This is a genomic window from Salinicola sp. MH3R3-1 (assembly GCF_001937155.1).
Classification (GTDB): Bacteria; Pseudomonadota; Gammaproteobacteria; order Pseudomonadales; family Halomonadaceae; genus Salinicola; species Salinicola halophyticus.
The window spans coordinates 21,400-36,806 of sequence record NZ_MSDP01000009.1; the positions used below are offsets into that span (position 1 = coordinate 21,400).

The window sequence follows — 15,407 nt, forward strand, 5'->3', positions numbered from 1 at the left end:
CAGAGGGTGAACGAAGGTCAATGCCTGGACGGCGACAGCCACCGCTCGACGCGCGTTCGCCCTCGATTCTGACAGCCATGAACGCCGGCCCCCGGCGTTCGACGGAGATCCCCAACGCATGACCCAGCCGCGCCCCGCCGCCAGCGCCGACCACGTCGATAACGCCACGCCCCGCTATATCGCCCACCGAGGTCTTTCCGCGCGCGCCCCGGAGAATACGCTGGCAGCGGTTCAGGCCGCCTATGACGCCGGCTGCGACTGGGTCGAGCTCGACGTTCAGCTGCTTGGCGACGGCACGCCGGTGATCTGGCACGACGCCGGGCTCAAGCGCTGCTCCGACGGCCGTGGCAAGCTGTTCAGGCTCGATGCCGAAAGCGCTGCCAAACTGGACGCCGGTAGCTGGTTCGGGCCCCAGTACCGAGGTGAAGCCATGGCAACGCTGGAGTCGATGTTGACGCTCATCCAGCGCCTCGGCATGGGCCTCAATCTGGAGCTAAAGGTGTCCCGGGGACGCAATGCGATCGAACTCGTCCAGGCGGCGCTGCCGCCGACGCTGGAGGCGCTGCCGGCCGACAAGCTGATCGTCTCGTCATTCGATCGTCATGCCTTGACCGCTGCGCGAGCGCTGGAATCCGACCCCGACCGCCTGCGTCTCGGCATCCTCGACGACAAGGCGCCCAAGCGCTGGTGGCTGGAAACCGAACGGCTCTCCGCCTACAGCCTGCACCTGGACTGGCGCAAGCTGAAGATCAAGCACGCCCTGGAGATCGCCGATGAGCAGATCAAGCTGTTCTGCTACACCGCCAACGACCCGGTCACCTTCGAGAAGCTCTGGGACTGGGGCGTCGACGGCGTGATCAGCGATGATCCGACCCGCTTCGTCATCCACGCCGAAGAGACAGCGCGGCAGTCGGGTGCAAAAAGCGCCTGATACACGCGTCAATTAGCGCCTTTGACGGCAAGCGCCTGCGCTTAAGATGGGCACCATGCCCGTTTTCCAGGTTGCGAGCCGTTCATGAATCCTTCCACGCTCATCGGCATCATCGCCAGTGCTCTGTTACTGGCGACCGTCGTGCTGTTCACCGCCCAGGCCCCCAGCAGCTTCTTCAATCTGCCGGGGCTGGCGATCGTGCTGACTGGTACGCTGGCGGCGAGTTTCATCAGCTACCCGCTGCAGGAAATGCAGCGCCTGTGCCGGCAGATCGCCGTGGTATTCCGGCGCGAGCCCCAGGCAAGCGACCTGGAGAGCGATCTAGAGCAGTTGATCGAGATGTCGCGCCACTGGAGTCGCGGCAATATTCGCGCTATCGAGGGCGCCCTGGACAGCACCACCAACCCGTTTCTGCGTACCGGCATGCAAATGGTGATCAGTAACACTCGCGAGGAAGAGATCCGCGAGATGCTGCGCTGGCGCATGGTTCGGGTCAAAGCCAAGGAGCGCACCGAAGCGCAGATTCTGCGCACCATGGCCGTCTACGCTCCGGCGTTCGGCATGCTCGGCACGCTGGTCGGGCTGATCAACATGCTCGAGGTTATCCAGGCCGGCGATCTGGCGGTGATCGGGCCACGTCTGGCGGTGGCGCTGATGTCGACGTTCTACGGCATTCTGCTGGCCAACCTGCTGTTCAAGCCGATCGCGGTCAAACTCGAGCGCCGCACCGAATCGCGACTGATGGCGATGACACTGATTCTGGAAGGCGTGGCGATGGTCAGCAAGCGGCGGCTGCCGGCGTTCATCGAGGAGGCCCTGCATACCTATCGGGCCGACTATCATGACGAGATGCGCGATACGCCTCGTCCGCAGACTGCCGACGCCTCGGCCGAGTCCGCATGAGTCAGGCCGCTATCTCCTCCGGCGGCCCCTTCGCCGACCTGCTGTTCGACGATGGCCCTTTCGACGACAGCGGGCGGAGCAGCGAAAGCGATTCGTGGCTGATGAGCTATCTCGACATGCTCATGCTGCTGATCACGTTTTTCGTGCTGATGCTGGCGTTATATGGCGGACAGTTGGCCAGTCGCGACAGCGCCGATACGCCGGTCGCCATCGCACTGCCGCTGCACGGCCCGGCGGTGAAACCGTCGGTGGCGACGCCCATCGCTTTGCCAGCGCTCAGCCTCGGCGAATTCTATCGGCCGCCGCGCCGGCTCAGCCCGGCCCCGGTAGCAAGCGACATCGGCTTCTATTCACCCGGGCCGGCCGCGGTCCCCGAGACCGTCATGGCCATGGCCCCGATGGTCTTCAGCGTGCCGCTGTTCGATCTGCCCGATCCGCAACCGGTGCCCGTCCTGCCGCAGATCGATGGCGTCGAGGTGACGGCGATTCCCCACGGCCTCAACCTGCGTATACAGGATCATCTGCTGTTCGACAGCAGTGCCGTCGGGCTCAGCGACAACGGACGCCAACTGGTCGAGCGTCTGATCCCGATGCTGCAGGATTTCCACGGCACGATTTCGGTCGAGGGACATACCGACAGCGTTCCGATCTCGACATCGCGCTTTCCCTCCAACTGGGAGCTGTCGGCGGCGCGGGCCTCGGCGGTGGTGCGCGTCCTGCGCCTGGCCGGGATCGATGGCGGGCGGCTGCGCGCGATCGGTTACGCCTCGACCCATCCGCTGGCCAGCAATCACACTCCTGCCGGCCGCGCCAGCAACCGCCGCGTAGAGTTGGTGCTGCAGGAGCCGAACTCACCGACGCCATGAGCACGCCTCCAGCGCACGCTCCCGAACCTTGGGGCGCCAGAATTCACTTGTTGACAGGAAGCTGCGACAATCCGGCGCGTCGAGAGACGTGTGCACGGGAATCAGGTGGAAGCCCTGAACTGCCCCCGCAACGGTAATCGCGTTAGGAACCTTAATTTTCCTTGGACACCACCGGATGTGCCGCCAGGCCATCCAGCCACTGTGATCGAATGGACAACGCATCAAGGGAACGTCCATCGGCATGGGAAGGCGTGAGTGTCGGATGACTTCAGGTCATCGCGCGAGAGTCCGGAGACCGGCACGTTTCTCTTCACTGGTTGATGCGGAGGGCTCATCCAGTGGCGGCACCCCTGCCCGGACTTTCTCACTGTCCGCGGCGGGCTTCGTCACGTCGTCCTCCCATTGCGTCTTCGTTCCGTACGCAGTTGGGGATCACATCGCATGCGTTACCATAAAAATGCCGTCGCCTCGGGCGTCGCGCTCGCCGTGGCCATGACTTCGCTATCGGCTCAGGCCCAGCAACGAGTCGACAATCAACAACGGGTCGACGCACAGCAGCAACTCGACAACGTACAGGTCACCGCCAATCGCCTGCCACAGTCGCAGGCCGACGTGCTGGCGAGTACCACCATCATCGACCGCGCCGAGATCGAACGCAGCCAGGCCGATAGCGTGATCGAACTGCTGCAGGCGCGTGCCGGCATCGAAATTGCTCAGACCGGCGCACCGGGCAGTCTCACCAGCCTGTTCATCCGCGGCAGTGAATCCGATCACAGTGTCGTGCTGGTCGACGGCGTGCGGGTCAATTCGGCTTCCAGCGGCGGCGCCAGCCTGGAGTTCCTGCCACCGGAGGCGATCGAGCGTATCGAGATCGTGCGCGGCCCGCGCGCCGCGGCCTATGGTGCCGATGCCATCGGCGGGGTGATCCAGATATTCACCCGGCACGGTGGCGAGGGCACTCGGGGAGCGCTGAATCTCAGGGTCGGCGAAGACAGCACCAACAAGCAGAATCTGTTCGTGTCCACCGGGGATGCCGATACCCGACTCAACGCCAGCCTGTTCCGCCGCGACGGCGATGGCTTCAACGCCACCGCGGCCGATACCAGCGGCGAGCGCGATGGCTTCGAGCGCAGCGGCGGCCAGTTGGGCCTGTCTCACCGGTTCAGCGATCGGGTCGACTTCAGCTTCAATGCCCTGCGCCAGAACTTCGATACCGATTACGACGACTGTTACCCGACCAATGCGCTCGGCGCTTCCCAGGATTGCCGATCCAAGGGTTATCTGCAGACCTTCGGCGGCCAGCTCGATGTCGCGCTCGAACCGGATTGGGACATGATCCTCACCGCCGGACATTTCGACGAGCAACGCGAGGAACGTTACGCCGGCACCCGCAACAGCCTAACCGAATCGCATCGCAACGAACTCGGCCTGCAGCACCGCTTCACCCGTAGCCATGGCGTCGATGTACTGGGCGTCGACTATCGTGAAGAACGGCTCGATTACGACGATTACGCCTACGGCTCGCAGTACCAGAAGGACAGCCGCGAGAACTACGGCCTGTACGCCATGGTTCAGCGTCAGTACGGCGCCCACGAAGTGACCGGATCGCTGCGCTACGATGACGACTCGCGCTTCGGCGACGAGACCACCGGCAATCTGGGTTATGCCTACCACCTGACCGAGTTTCAGCGTGTCGGCGTCAGCTACGGCACCGCGTTCAAGGCGCCCAACCTGATCGACCTCTACGGGCCCTACGGCACCAACCCGGATCTCGACGCCGAAACCTCGAAGACGCTGGAAGCCTTCTGGGCGCTGAATCGCGGCCCGTGGGACGCCCGAGTCACCGCCTTCGAGAGCCGAATCGACGATCTGATCAGCTACGATTCGCTGACCTACATCCCCTACAACGTGGACGAGTCACGCATCCGCGGCGTCGAGTTGAGCGGCGGCTGGCATCAGGATGGTCTCGCCCTGCGCGCCAGCCTGACCTATCAGGATCCCGAGGACCGGGACACCGGAGAGCGGCTACAGAGACGTGCCCGGACCTTCGGCCGTCTAGACGCCGATTACGCGGTCCAGAACTGGAACTTCGGAGCGACACTGCGTAGCGCCGGCGACCGTCGCGATGTCGATGCCGTCACCTTTGGCGACACCACCACCGCCGGCTACGGCGTGGTCGACCTGCGTACCGCCTGGCAGGTCACGCCGACCGTCGAACTCTCGGCCAAGCTGGAGAACGCCTTCGATAAGGATTATCAGCTGGTCGATGGCTACAACACCCAGGATCGCTACCTGGAGGGCGGCGTGAAGCTGACTTACTAGAGCCGGCGTCCGAGAACGGCGATTCGAACCGGCCGAACGACGCCTCGTCACTCCCTGAGTGGCGAGGCGTTTTATCTCTCGGGATAGAAACGTTCGAGATCAATTCAAAAACGACGAAACGACATTTTCCTGTCGAGCATGTGTTCGGTTCTCGCTTCGGTAGACTGAACGAGTGGACTTGCCATCAGAATTTGAGTGACTTCGTCTGCCGTTGGGCGAACAAGCACTCTGTCGGCGACGCCTCGGGGAGCAAATTTGTGCGACGTCGGCACGTTGAGCAAAGCGATGACAGGCACACCGAGAGCGGTAGCCATATGCATGGGACCAGTGTCCGGAGTGATCAAAGTGATCACATGAGAGAGCACGCCCGCAAATTCCCGTAACGGCATCAAGGGCAACACTTGACCCGACGTGCCGCAATATCGCGACAACTCGGTACGATACTTCTCCTCTTCTGGCCCGATCATCACAAGGTAGCTTTCGCCAGACTCATTGAGTGCACTAATTACCGATTGCCAGAAATCGATGGGTAGCCGTTTGTCGAGATGCCCTCCGACAAAGACCCCGACAACGCCCTTCTCCGACGATTGATGAATTAGCCTGGCAGCACCAACATGTTCTTTTTCGCTAACGACCATCCAGGGTAGAGACTCACAGCTCAAGCCCAAGGTGTGCGCTATCACGCTAGATAATTCGTATGCGTGATTGATTTTTCCTTCCAGCAACCAATCGTAGGTATTCTGAAGTTTACCGCGCTGCCCAAGCGTTTTTTTTGCACCGCAGAGTTGGGTAAAAAACCAGCTGGTCAGTGAACCTTCTCCAACCTGGATCGCCAGGTCATAATCGGCTTCTCTCAACTGCGAAATCATACGGATAAAGAGCCAGGGCCGTAGTGAAAACGTTCGGCTGTAGGCGTAATAGTTGGAGATTCCCATTCCATCGAAAAGTTTTTCCGTAGAATCCGTTCCCACATAATCTACGGTTATCTCTGGATAATTCTTTGAAAAGGCATCAACTAGCCTAGCCCCTATGACGGCATTCCCTAATCGACAATTTGGCCTAACGAGAAGGACCCGTTTCACATCGACTAACGTCTGCGGTGACGCACGTTCAGGTTCCCGAGAACTGACACCGAGCAAGCGATAAAAGCCCGTTTTGGCTGCTCTTTCCAAAGCTTTTCCAAATCGACGCATCCCATCATGGCGTCGGATTTTCGTTAACACACTACTCATGCCGTGCTCCAGATAAATCAATCTGAGCGTAAGGTAATGGGAAAACCTTAAGGGAGCATTGCACCGGTGACAGCTTCGCTATATGGCGACCCCATCACGGAAAACGACTTGAAAACGACGAAGCGATATTTTTCAAAAGTCCTCTCACCGATCTCCGACGGGCGGTCCGGTCAGGCTCACCGGGCCGTCAGCCAGTCGTCGAAGGCTTCGACGGTCAGTGGCCGGGCCAGCCAGTACCCTTGCGCTTCGTCGCAGCCCATTGCCTGTAGCAACCGGTAGCTTTTTTCAGTCTCCACGCCCTCGGCCACCACATGATAGCCAAGGTCGTGAGCCATGGAGATCATCGCCTTGACCAGGGTCTGGCTGCGCGCCTCGTGATCGATCTGGGCGACGAACGAACGGTCGATTTTCACCACGTCGGCCGGCACCTCCTGCAAGTAGGCCAGGCTGCTATAGCCGGTGCCGAAGTCATCGATGGCGATTCTGATGCTGGCTTCGACCAGTGCATCGAGCGCTTCGGTAGAGGCCCGGGTATTGCCGATCAGCGCCCTCTCGGTCAGCTCCAGTTCGAGGGCCGTCACCGGTAACGCCTGCTCGGTCAGATACGACTTGAGCCGCGTAATGAAATCGGACTCTAGAAGATTGGCTGCGGAGATATTGATGGACATTCGCAACCCCAGGCCGCGCCGGTGCCAGACGGCAGCCTGATCGACGGCATGGCGCAGCACCCAGTCGGTCAACAGCCGAGCCATGGGCGTATGCTCGATCAGCGGGATAAATTCGTCAGGGGCGACCGGACCCAGAGTCGGATGCTGCCAACGAATGAGCGCTTCTGCGCCCACGCATTCATCCGAGACCAGGGACACTCTCGGCTGATAGAGCAGTTGCAGCTGCCCAGCGTCCTCGAGTGCATGGCGAAAACCACTGATCAGCGCGAAGCGGCGCATATCCTGCTCGTCTAGAGCGACCGAGAACAGGCTGACGCCGGTTTCGCTGTCGCGGGCAGACTGACAGGCACTCTGAGCCGTTCGCAGCACATCGGTGGGAGCGATTTCACCCAGCCGGAAAGGCATCACCCCCACCACTGGATGCAGCATGAAAGGCGCGGCATCGCCGAGCGGCATGCTCAACAGCACTTGCCTGAGATCCAACGCCATATCCAGCGCTTCGCTCTCATCCGGGCATCGCTCGGCGCTTTCCAGGATGTGCACGTATTGCCCCAGGCCTACCTGGTAAAGCACCTTGCCGGTGCCCAGCCGTAGTTGCAGCCGTATGGCCGCCTCACGCGCCGCTTCGTCGAGACAGGAAAGCCCGAGAACGCGCTGCAACGAGTGCATTTCGGCGATATCGATCAGTTCGATGTAAAGCGCGAAACAGCTCATGCCGGCGTTATCCCGGCTCCGGTCCTCGAGATCCTCGATGAATTTGCTGCCGTTGGACAGCCCGGTGAGCGGATCGACCCTGCCGAAAGCATGCTGTAGCTCGATCTGGCCCATGACCATCGCCGCCAGGTCCTGAAGCACCCGGATTTCATGCTCGGTGACGCTACGCGGCTCACGGCCCAGAACGCACATCGCGCCCAGGGTATAGCCGTCATAAGTTTGCAGCGGCGCCCCGGCATAGAAGCGAATGCCCGATTGCGCCAGAGGGCTGTTACGGTAGTGCGGCGATTCGAGCAGATCCGGCAGCACCAGTACCTGGGATGTGTCGGCCACCTCGCCGCAGCACGCCTTGAAACGCGGTATTTCCCAATGATCGATTCCCACCCGAGACTTGAACCACTGGCGATCCTCGTCGGTCAGCGAAACGGCGGCGATAGGTAAATCGAAAAGCTCGCTGGCGATGCGCGTGATGCGGTCGAAACTCTCACTGGGCGGGGTATCGAGCAGGTTGAGCTGGCGCAGCGTCATGAGTCGCCTGCGCTCGTGTTCTTCGATCGCCTGAGTCTCGGGGACATTAACCATTGCGACGCTTCCTCTGTATCTTCCGGACGCTTTCAGCGCCTAGTCAGAAGGCTTTAGGAATTATCGGCAACATGCTCCCATTCTTCAGTCATCTACACGGTTTTCGTCCGACGCCTGGTGAGGGCAACGTTATCTCTTCGCCTACCTGACATCAGCGATCATGAAGCGCCTCAATTTGCCCCCTTATCGCCGTTGCCGTTCGAGACTTCTGCTTCGAAACTCGACCGACGCTGGGCCACTCGCTACTGGGTTAATCTTACGCTGTCGAACACGGCGCCGTCCTCTCCGACGGCATCGACCTTCAACTCGTGGGGCGATGCCTTGAGCTCGAGCACATTGAGGCGAGACACGGCATAGGCCGAGCGTTTACCGGGCTCGATCGGATATAAATCCGCGCCACCCCCGCCAGAGACAATATAGTTGACGCCATTGATCGGCTCGAGTCGTTCGTAGTTATGCTGATGTCCGGTGAGAACGAGATCGACGTTGGCGCGCTCGAATATCGGCACCAGATCCTGGCATATGCGTGCATCCCCACCCGGATGAGGGCCCAACGACGAACTGAACGGCGGTCGATGGAAGAAGATGATCGTCCATGGGCGCTGTCGTTGGTCGAGATCCTTTTGCAGCCAGGTCTTCTGAGCCTCCGTCGATAACGAGTGGTCACCGGCATACAGCTCACTATCGAGCGCGACGAAGTGTACGGGACCATAGTCAAACGAGTAGTAACGTTCGGTCTGCTGCGGATTGTTCGTCGGCAGATCAAAGGCGCTCAGGTAGGGTTGGCCATCATTGGTGCGGACATCGTGATTGCCCAGCGACGGATAAAAAAGTATCGAACTCAGCAACCCTTCGTAGGGGAGATAGAAGCGTGAGTCGTACTGGCGTTCGGCGCCGGTCTTATAGACGACGTCGCCGAGATGCAGCACCAGTTGCGGATGGCTCTTGGCGATGATGGTCGCCATTTGGTACTGCGCCTTGCTGGCATCGCCGCTATCGCCGAGCGCGGCGAACGTCACCGTGGCCTCGGCGCCCGGAGCGGTCCGAAAGGTGTGAATATCATCAAGCGGACCGTCATCCTCGACCCGATAGTAATATAAGGTATCCTCCTTCAAGCCAAATAGTTTGACCTCATGTCTGCGCTTAGGCTCACCGGAGGCCGTATTGCCTAGATGCGAAGTTGTTCCATAATTGACGCTCGTGTCGCTTTGGCTCGTTGTATCCCACAGAATTGAAGCAGAGTTCCGGGTCACGTTTTGCACATAAGGCGGAACCTGATGAGCCACCGTGCCGGGAAGATAGTCGGCGATCGAGTAGCCATGCTTTTTCAGAATTACCATGCCGACCGCTGAGCCTGCCAACACCAGCACAACGATGCCCACGAGAGCATAGGTTAACCACTTACGGATTCTGGACGACTTGTGCCCGGTAATTTTCACAATTGACGACTCCCAAGAGCTGTTCGTCTCGCTGCACTACATATCATCAATGCGATGATTTCGACAGACGATGACGCAGCATTTCAAACGCGACCGGCAGCAAAGAGATAACAATGATTCCAAAACTGAACAAGTCGATATTGTGTTTGAGAAACGGGATATTGCCGAAGAAATAACCCAGCGATAGCAGAATACTGATCCATAGTAGCGCGCCCAACATGTTGAAACTCAGGAACGGGGCATAGCGCATATGCCCCAGTCCCGCCACGAAAGGTGCAAAGGTACGAATGATGGGCACGAACCGCGCTAACGTGACCATTTTACCGCCGTGGCGGGCATAAAAATCCACGGTGCGCAGCAGATAGTCGCGCCGGAAGACCTTAGAGTCAGGATTGGCAAACAGACGTGTTCCCCAGGTGCGGCCGATCCAGTAGTTGACGGTATCGCCGAGTACGGCAGCCAGAAAGAGGAGAACGCCCAGTAGCCATGGGTTGAGGCTACCCAAAGCCGCGAAAGCGCCGGCGATGAATAGCAGAGAGTCGCCGGGCAGGAATGGGGTAACAACGAACCCGGTTTCACAGAAAACAACAACAAACAGCAAGCCATACACCCAGATACCGTACTGCTGAATCAGAATCTCGAGATACTGATCCAGATGTAAAACGAAATCGATCAAGGGATAGGTGCTCCATAGTATGAGAAGACAGCGTTCAGCACGATCGACCTGGCGCAGCGATCTACTTCTGTGATCTACACAGCCCCTGGCAACGGGGTAATGACGAGAAAATTATCGGCCTGATCCGGCAGTATCTACCCAAAGGTACTGACCTCTCGGTCTACCGTCGGGAAGAGCTTGACGCCATTACCCTCGAACTCAAGATTCGGCCGCGCAAGCGTTTTGATTTTAAGTGTCCGATCGAGATGATGCAGGAGATGATGATTAAGCATCGAGTTCGCTACACTCACGTGTCGCACTCAGAAGCTGCATCCGATGATCCTTATGGACCTCAATTGTTTCGTTCTTCCAGCAACTCGATCTGGATTTCCTGAAGCTCGATCAGTTTGTCCCACTGTTGGGCCATCTGATGATCGAGCTTCTCGTGGAGCTGCCGAATTTCGAGCTCAGCCTTGAGATTGACGCGGTAGTCGTTTTCACCGCGTAGCCGATCCTTGGTCTCTTGTCGGCGCTGACTCATCATGATGACGGGGGCCTGGATCGCAGCCAGGCTGGAGAGTACGAGATTAAGTAGAATGAAAGGATAAGGATCAAAGGGTTTGGCCAGTATTCCAATAGCATTGATCGTGATCCACATCATCAAAACGGCCGTAAACGTCAGAATGAAAGCCCAGGAACCACCAAACAGCGCAACCCGGTCCGCCATCCGTTCACCGAATGTCCCGTTTCTTTCCAGAAGATCTTCAGGGTTTTTGGAAATGAGCTGTCGGTTATCAAGGCTATCGATAACCTGGCGCTCCAGTTCTCCTAGTTCACCGCGCTCCTGCGCCAGCATTTTCTCGACGTAAAGATGCCGAAATTTGGCGAGGTCCTGTCGGCAGATCATCTTGCCTTCTTCCCATTCTGGTGCCGCGCTGACAATCAACGCCGAAACCGTCGGGCGCACAGCAATCCAGGGTTTGAGTTCTCTCGCATCGAATTGACGCTGGCAAATGTGACAGACTGCCCCTTGTATGTGTTTCCTTGTCATCGCTCACCCATCAATCGCGTTATCCGAGACACCGAAACCTGTCAGCCACCATGGAGGCGGCTGACAGGCAATTCCCCCATCATGAGCAGAGTCTCTAGGATACGATATTGACTCAACCACCGGGTAAAGACGAGCTTCATCTCGGGTCGCGCATACGATCGTCAAGTCGAGCCAAGGCGTAGCCGACACCTCTTACAGTCTCGATCAGTCTGCTGCTCGTTTTTTTCCGCAACGAGTGAACCAGCACTTCGACCGTATTCGACTCGGCAATTTGCCTCTGGCCGTAAATCAACATTTTCAAATAATCTTTCGTGAACAGATGCCCCGGACGGATGGCAAACTCACTTAAGACCCGTAGCTCTCGCGAAGAAAGGCAAAGCTTCTCGCCGAACCACCACGCCTGCTGCGACCCCAAGTCGATACGCAACCCCGATGCCAGAATAACCTCTTCACCGGATAGCCTAGCGCGTCGCACCCTGCATCGCAGGCGGGCATGAATCTCTCGGATATCCATGGGAGTCGGCAGGAAATCGTCCGCACCGGCATCCAATATCTGACAAGCGAGCCCCATGTTCTTCTGAGTGACGACAGCCAACACCGGTATGTATTGGCTTAATCGAAACTGAGAAAGTCTATCGATTTCCTGCGAGGCATTATCACCAAAAATATGTAATATGGCGTCGTACTGAGAGGTCAATTCTCCCTCTGAAGCGTCGCTCAATAATGCTATTAATCGAATAGCAATGGATTCCGCCTGGAGCTCTCGCCGCCATCGTAAACCCTCACGTTGGTTCGCTGTGCAGATCAAGAGGTTCACGCATCACCTCCCTGAGGTATTCAAAAAGATACGTTACAACAACTTACTCAGCGCCCATCAGCATCAGCCTAGAATAACATTAAAATTATTACTAATAAAATTCACACTAAATAAAACTTTAATCCTAGATATAATGGCAACTTAACGACTAGAAGCACCTCAGTTAAGATTATAACTTTCCATAAAACACATAATTCAACTACTCATCTATTTGAAGCTGGAAGACGGTGACATCGATTGAGCGCCGCCCGACGATGACTACCGGCCAGTGGAGGCCAACCAGTAGTCCGGAATATGCGGGAGAGAAATAAAATCCTGGTCTGCCTTCGGTCTGGCAGGCGGCGAACCTCACTGTCCCATGCAACGGTGGGCTCCGCTTGGGAGCCCTCGTCGCAAGACCGACCTAGCGACACGCGGCCGTCATATCCAGGTCGGGATCGTAGACGTCGGTTGTGACCTGTGCCAACCCCAAGATGGTATGAAAGAGATTCGCGTGACTATGATGCGACGTGGCAGCTGACTGAATGCAGCCGTAGTCGATTCCTTCATCTTGCAGCATAGATTTGGAAAGCCACCAGATCATGGGGACATGCGTCTGCTCGTCAGGGGCAATCAAGTAGGGTAACCCATGGAGATAAACGCCATTCTCTCCCAGAGATTCGCCATGGTCAGATGCGTAAATCAACGTTGCATCGAAGGTGTCCTGCTTTTTCAGATAATCGATCATCCCGGACAAGACGTGGTCGTTATACAGGATCGCGTTATCGTAAGCGTTCCTGATGCTTTGGGCATCACATCGACTGAGATCGTCTTGGCGACACACTGGTGTAAACTTCTCATACGACTTGGGGTAGCGTTTATAATAGCTGGGACCATGGTTTCCCATCTCATGTAGAACAATGACGGTGTTCTTCTTGAGATCTTTAGTTCTTTCTTCCAGTGCTTCCCGCAGCGCATCGTCAAAGCATTCATCTTGAGTACAGCCCAACTGAAGCTTTGATGAATCCGTCTTGATACTCGACACCCGATCGCAAACGCCTTTACACCCTGACTGATTGTCGATCCAAAGCACATCGAAGCCCGCCAGCTTCAGCACGTCCAGAAGTGACTCATGTTGTTCTATTGCGGTGCCATCGTAGTTGTCTCGCCCCCTGGGAGAAAACATGCATGGGACCGATACGGCCGTACTCGTACCACAGGAGTTTACATCGGGATAATTGACCAGGTCGCGCTTGGCAAGCTCCGGCGTCGTCTGTCGATCATAACCGTTGAGCCCCCAGTCGGCTGCGCGGGCCGTCTCACCCACCACCATAACAATCAACTTGAGCCTGACGTCGCCCACGTAGGTTGCTTCAGCACTCAAAGGTATTTTTTTCTCGAGGTGACTCTTCTCATTGGCAGTCAGCACTCTGGTCAGGGAGACGATGTAGTTTCCAGGCGTTAATAGATAGCGCATCTCTGGATTGTTTCGCATCTCCGAAGATAGGCTTTGGTAGATCAGCAGCGCGCTCCCGATCAACAGGGCTACGCCACCCAAGAAATAAGCGACCTTTCTGATGAGCGCCATCTTCCAGCCGCTGCTGGATACCTTTAGCCTGAGCAGAATCACGATGGGTAATACGGCAAAGACAAGCAGATGCTTGAAAAGTCCCACCGTCAATAACTCACCGACCTCATGCGGGTCCGTCTGTAACGTATTGACGACCATCGTCGTGTCAAAATAGGTGTGATAACTAGCCGTAAAATAACTGACACTGGCTGCAATCAGCATCAATACCATCAGAACCGGCTTGACAGTATAACGTGTCGCAAACAGCATAAAGACGACATATTGCAACAGGGTCATCAACACGCCATACCCCAGTAGCGTAAGCCACGATTCTGGCACCCCAGGAGCGTGCAACTCAAACACTTTCTCCCAGAACGGCCCATTATAAAAAAGAGTGAACGAAATCGAGACAATGAGTGTTAAAAGCTCGGGACTAATGACGGGGCGACGACTCAACAATCCGATGACCTTGCTCATTCCCCCTCCTTTTCAAGGTATTTAGTGGGGGCTTCAGTGGGTCGATAGTCTGTTGATGAGTACGGTTCATTCGACTCCAGTTCAACACTAAAATGTCTCAACATCAGCCACCCCAGGGTGGTACTGCATGACCAGCAGATCATGAGCGTGAACAGATCATGAGATAAAAAGTGGGCCCCTCGAAGTTGCTGATCGATACCAAAAGCCAAACCCATCCCCAGTCCGACGGCCAAACCAAGAGGCTTCCACCGCGGCGCCATGAGGGCGAGGCAGAAATAAAGAGCGACCCAGGCGTAGCCAGCGCTGGCATGCCCGGCGGGAAAGCACGCGGTGTCGGGCATGCCTGAAGGTCTAGCTTCGAATAGGCCAATATAGGGGAGATCGCCGCCATAGCGGGTCAGATCCCAGGGGCAATCCATACTAATGGCATTCTTGATCAGGCTCACGGTCACGGTCGATGCTGTGACTGCCGCTATCAAATAGAGCAGAGGCCGACGCCAGTGGCTCAATCCCCTTTTCAGGAAAGCGGTCACGGTCAATACGATAAGCACGACGCCCATCGATTCACTCAATACGCGACCGCCATCATGAAAGACGGCTTTGGCGATGACATTATCCCTGAGCAGCCATTGCCCGCCTTCCCAGAGATAAAGATAATCGGCAATATGAAAATCAATACTATAAAGGTGGAAAAACAATATCAACGGAATGAAAAATAGCCATCCGTAGAACAGACGTAAAAGATGACGTTCGAAATCTACAGAAGTATGCATAGCCATACCCCTGCCATCAGCACCAGGCTGACCAGAACGGCTGCCGACCCCATGTCTTTTGCGTTGCCACTGAGAGGGTGGTGTTCCAGCCCGATCCGATCCACGGTCGCCTCCAGAGCCGAATTGATCAGCTCCACGGTGATGACCAGTAACGCGCTACCGAAGAGCATGGCCCTTTCCAAGCCGGCGACATCCGCAAGCAGCACGACAGGAAGACATAGCGCGCAGAAAAAAACTTCCTGACGAAATGCCGTTTCCTGCTGCCAAGCATGTTTCAGGCCTGAACAAGAGTACTTTGTTGCGTGGAATATCCTCAACAACCCTTTACGTAGCGACGCAACGGATTGATCCGTCGTAACTTTCACGAATATCTGCCCCCTCTGACATTATGCGACCGACTGCTCCAGAATCATTGAGCCTATTTCAGT

Annotated in this window: 13 protein-coding genes, 1 pseudogene and 1 riboswitch; of the genes and pseudogenes, 5 read left to right on the forward strand and 9 right to left on the reverse strand. The window is 57.0% G+C overall.

The features are described 5' to 3' along the window. Positions 1–118 precede the first annotated feature (118 nt). The 4 genes from BTW08_RS06740 to BTW08_RS06755 all read left to right on the forward strand — a co-directional run bounded on the left by BTW08_RS06740 (position 119) and on the right by BTW08_RS06755 (position 5,022). Positions 119–931 (forward strand): glycerophosphodiester phosphodiesterase family protein, encoded by an 813-nt coding sequence (locus tag BTW08_RS06740; protein ID WP_075561761.1) that lies wholly within the window; start codon positions 119–121, stop codon positions 929–931. Between the two features lie 84 nt (positions 932–1,015). Then, entirely contained in the window at positions 1,016–1,834 is an 819-nt protein-coding gene (locus BTW08_RS06745) for a MotA/TolQ/ExbB proton channel family protein (RefSeq protein WP_075561762.1), read from the forward strand. Next, the gene (locus tag BTW08_RS06750; protein WP_083627734.1) at positions 1,831–2,700 is read left to right on the forward strand and encodes a flagellar motor protein MotB; all 870 of its coding nucleotides are present in this window, start codon (positions 1,831–1,833) and stop codon (positions 2,698–2,700) included. Before BTW08_RS06745 ends, BTW08_RS06750 begins: the two co-directional genes overlap by 4 nt. 71 nt (positions 2,701–2,771) lie before the next feature. After that, positions 2,772–3,019: riboswitch (cobalamin riboswitch) on the forward strand. A gap of 122 nt (positions 3,020–3,141) precedes the next feature. Then, positions 3,142–5,022 (forward strand): TonB-dependent receptor, encoded by a 1,881-nt coding sequence (locus BTW08_RS06755; protein ID WP_075561763.1) that lies wholly within the window; start codon positions 3,142–3,144, stop codon positions 5,020–5,022. 104 nt (positions 5,023–5,126) lie between these two features. Here BTW08_RS06755 and BTW08_RS06760 read toward each other — a convergent pair whose 3' ends face one another. The 4 genes from BTW08_RS06760 to BTW08_RS06775 form a co-directional block, all read right to left on the reverse strand. Beyond that, complete coding sequence (locus BTW08_RS06760; RefSeq protein WP_083627735.1) at positions 5,127–6,254, reverse strand: glycosyltransferase family 9 protein; 1,128 nt, start codon at positions 6,252–6,254, stop codon at positions 5,127–5,129. Positions 6,255–6,430: 176 nt separating this feature from the next. Continuing rightward, positions 6,431–8,218: a sensor domain-containing phosphodiesterase gene (locus BTW08_RS06765; RefSeq protein ID WP_075561765.1), complete on the reverse strand. Its 1,788-nt coding sequence runs from the start codon at positions 8,216–8,218 to the stop codon at positions 6,431–6,433. A 242-nt stretch (positions 8,219–8,460) separates the two neighbouring features. Continuing rightward, positions 8,461–9,657 (reverse strand): metallophosphoesterase, encoded by a 1,197-nt coding sequence (locus BTW08_RS06770; protein WP_139313592.1) that lies wholly within the window; start codon positions 9,655–9,657, stop codon positions 8,461–8,463. 46 nt (positions 9,658–9,703) lie between these two features. Further along, positions 9,704–10,333 carry a DedA family protein gene (locus tag BTW08_RS06775; RefSeq protein WP_075561767.1) on the reverse strand — a complete coding sequence of 210 codons (630 nt, stop codon included), beginning with the start codon at positions 10,331–10,333 and terminating at the stop codon, positions 9,704–9,706. Positions 10,334–10,377: 44 nt separating this feature from the next. On the opposite strand from BTW08_RS06775, the pseudogene BTW08_RS06780 reads away from it, so the two are divergent. Then, positions 10,378–10,596 (forward strand): annotated as a pseudogene (locus tag BTW08_RS06780) (IS30 family transposase); the annotation flags it as partial. Between the two features lie 68 nt (positions 10,597–10,664). Here BTW08_RS06780 and BTW08_RS06785 read toward each other — a convergent pair. The 5 genes from BTW08_RS06785 to BTW08_RS06805 form a co-directional block, all read right to left on the reverse strand. After that, positions 10,665–11,279: a DUF1003 domain-containing protein gene (locus tag BTW08_RS06785; protein WP_210403208.1), complete on the reverse strand. Its 615-nt coding sequence runs from the start codon at positions 11,277–11,279 to the stop codon at positions 10,665–10,667. Between the two features lie 220 nt (positions 11,280–11,499). Next, on the reverse strand, positions 11,500–12,180 hold the full coding sequence (locus BTW08_RS06790) for a response regulator transcription factor (protein ID WP_075561769.1): 681 nt from the start codon (positions 12,178–12,180) through the stop codon (positions 11,500–11,502). Positions 12,181–12,583: 403 nt separating this feature from the next. Next, positions 12,584–14,206, reverse strand: a complete 1,623-nt coding sequence (locus BTW08_RS06795) for a phosphoethanolamine--lipid A transferase (protein ID WP_075561770.1) — start codon at positions 14,204–14,206, stop codon at positions 12,584–12,586. Beyond that, positions 14,203–14,979, reverse strand: a complete 777-nt coding sequence (locus BTW08_RS06800) for a phosphatase PAP2 family protein (RefSeq protein ID WP_083627741.1) — start codon at positions 14,977–14,979, stop codon at positions 14,203–14,205. The genes BTW08_RS06795 and BTW08_RS06800 overlap by 4 nt, the downstream gene beginning before the upstream one ends. Further along, entirely contained in the window at positions 14,964–15,344 is a 381-nt protein-coding gene (locus tag BTW08_RS06805; protein ID WP_075561772.1) for a diacylglycerol kinase, read from the reverse strand. The genes BTW08_RS06800 and BTW08_RS06805 overlap by 16 nt, the downstream gene beginning before the upstream one ends. Positions 15,345–15,407: the final 63 nt, after the last annotated feature.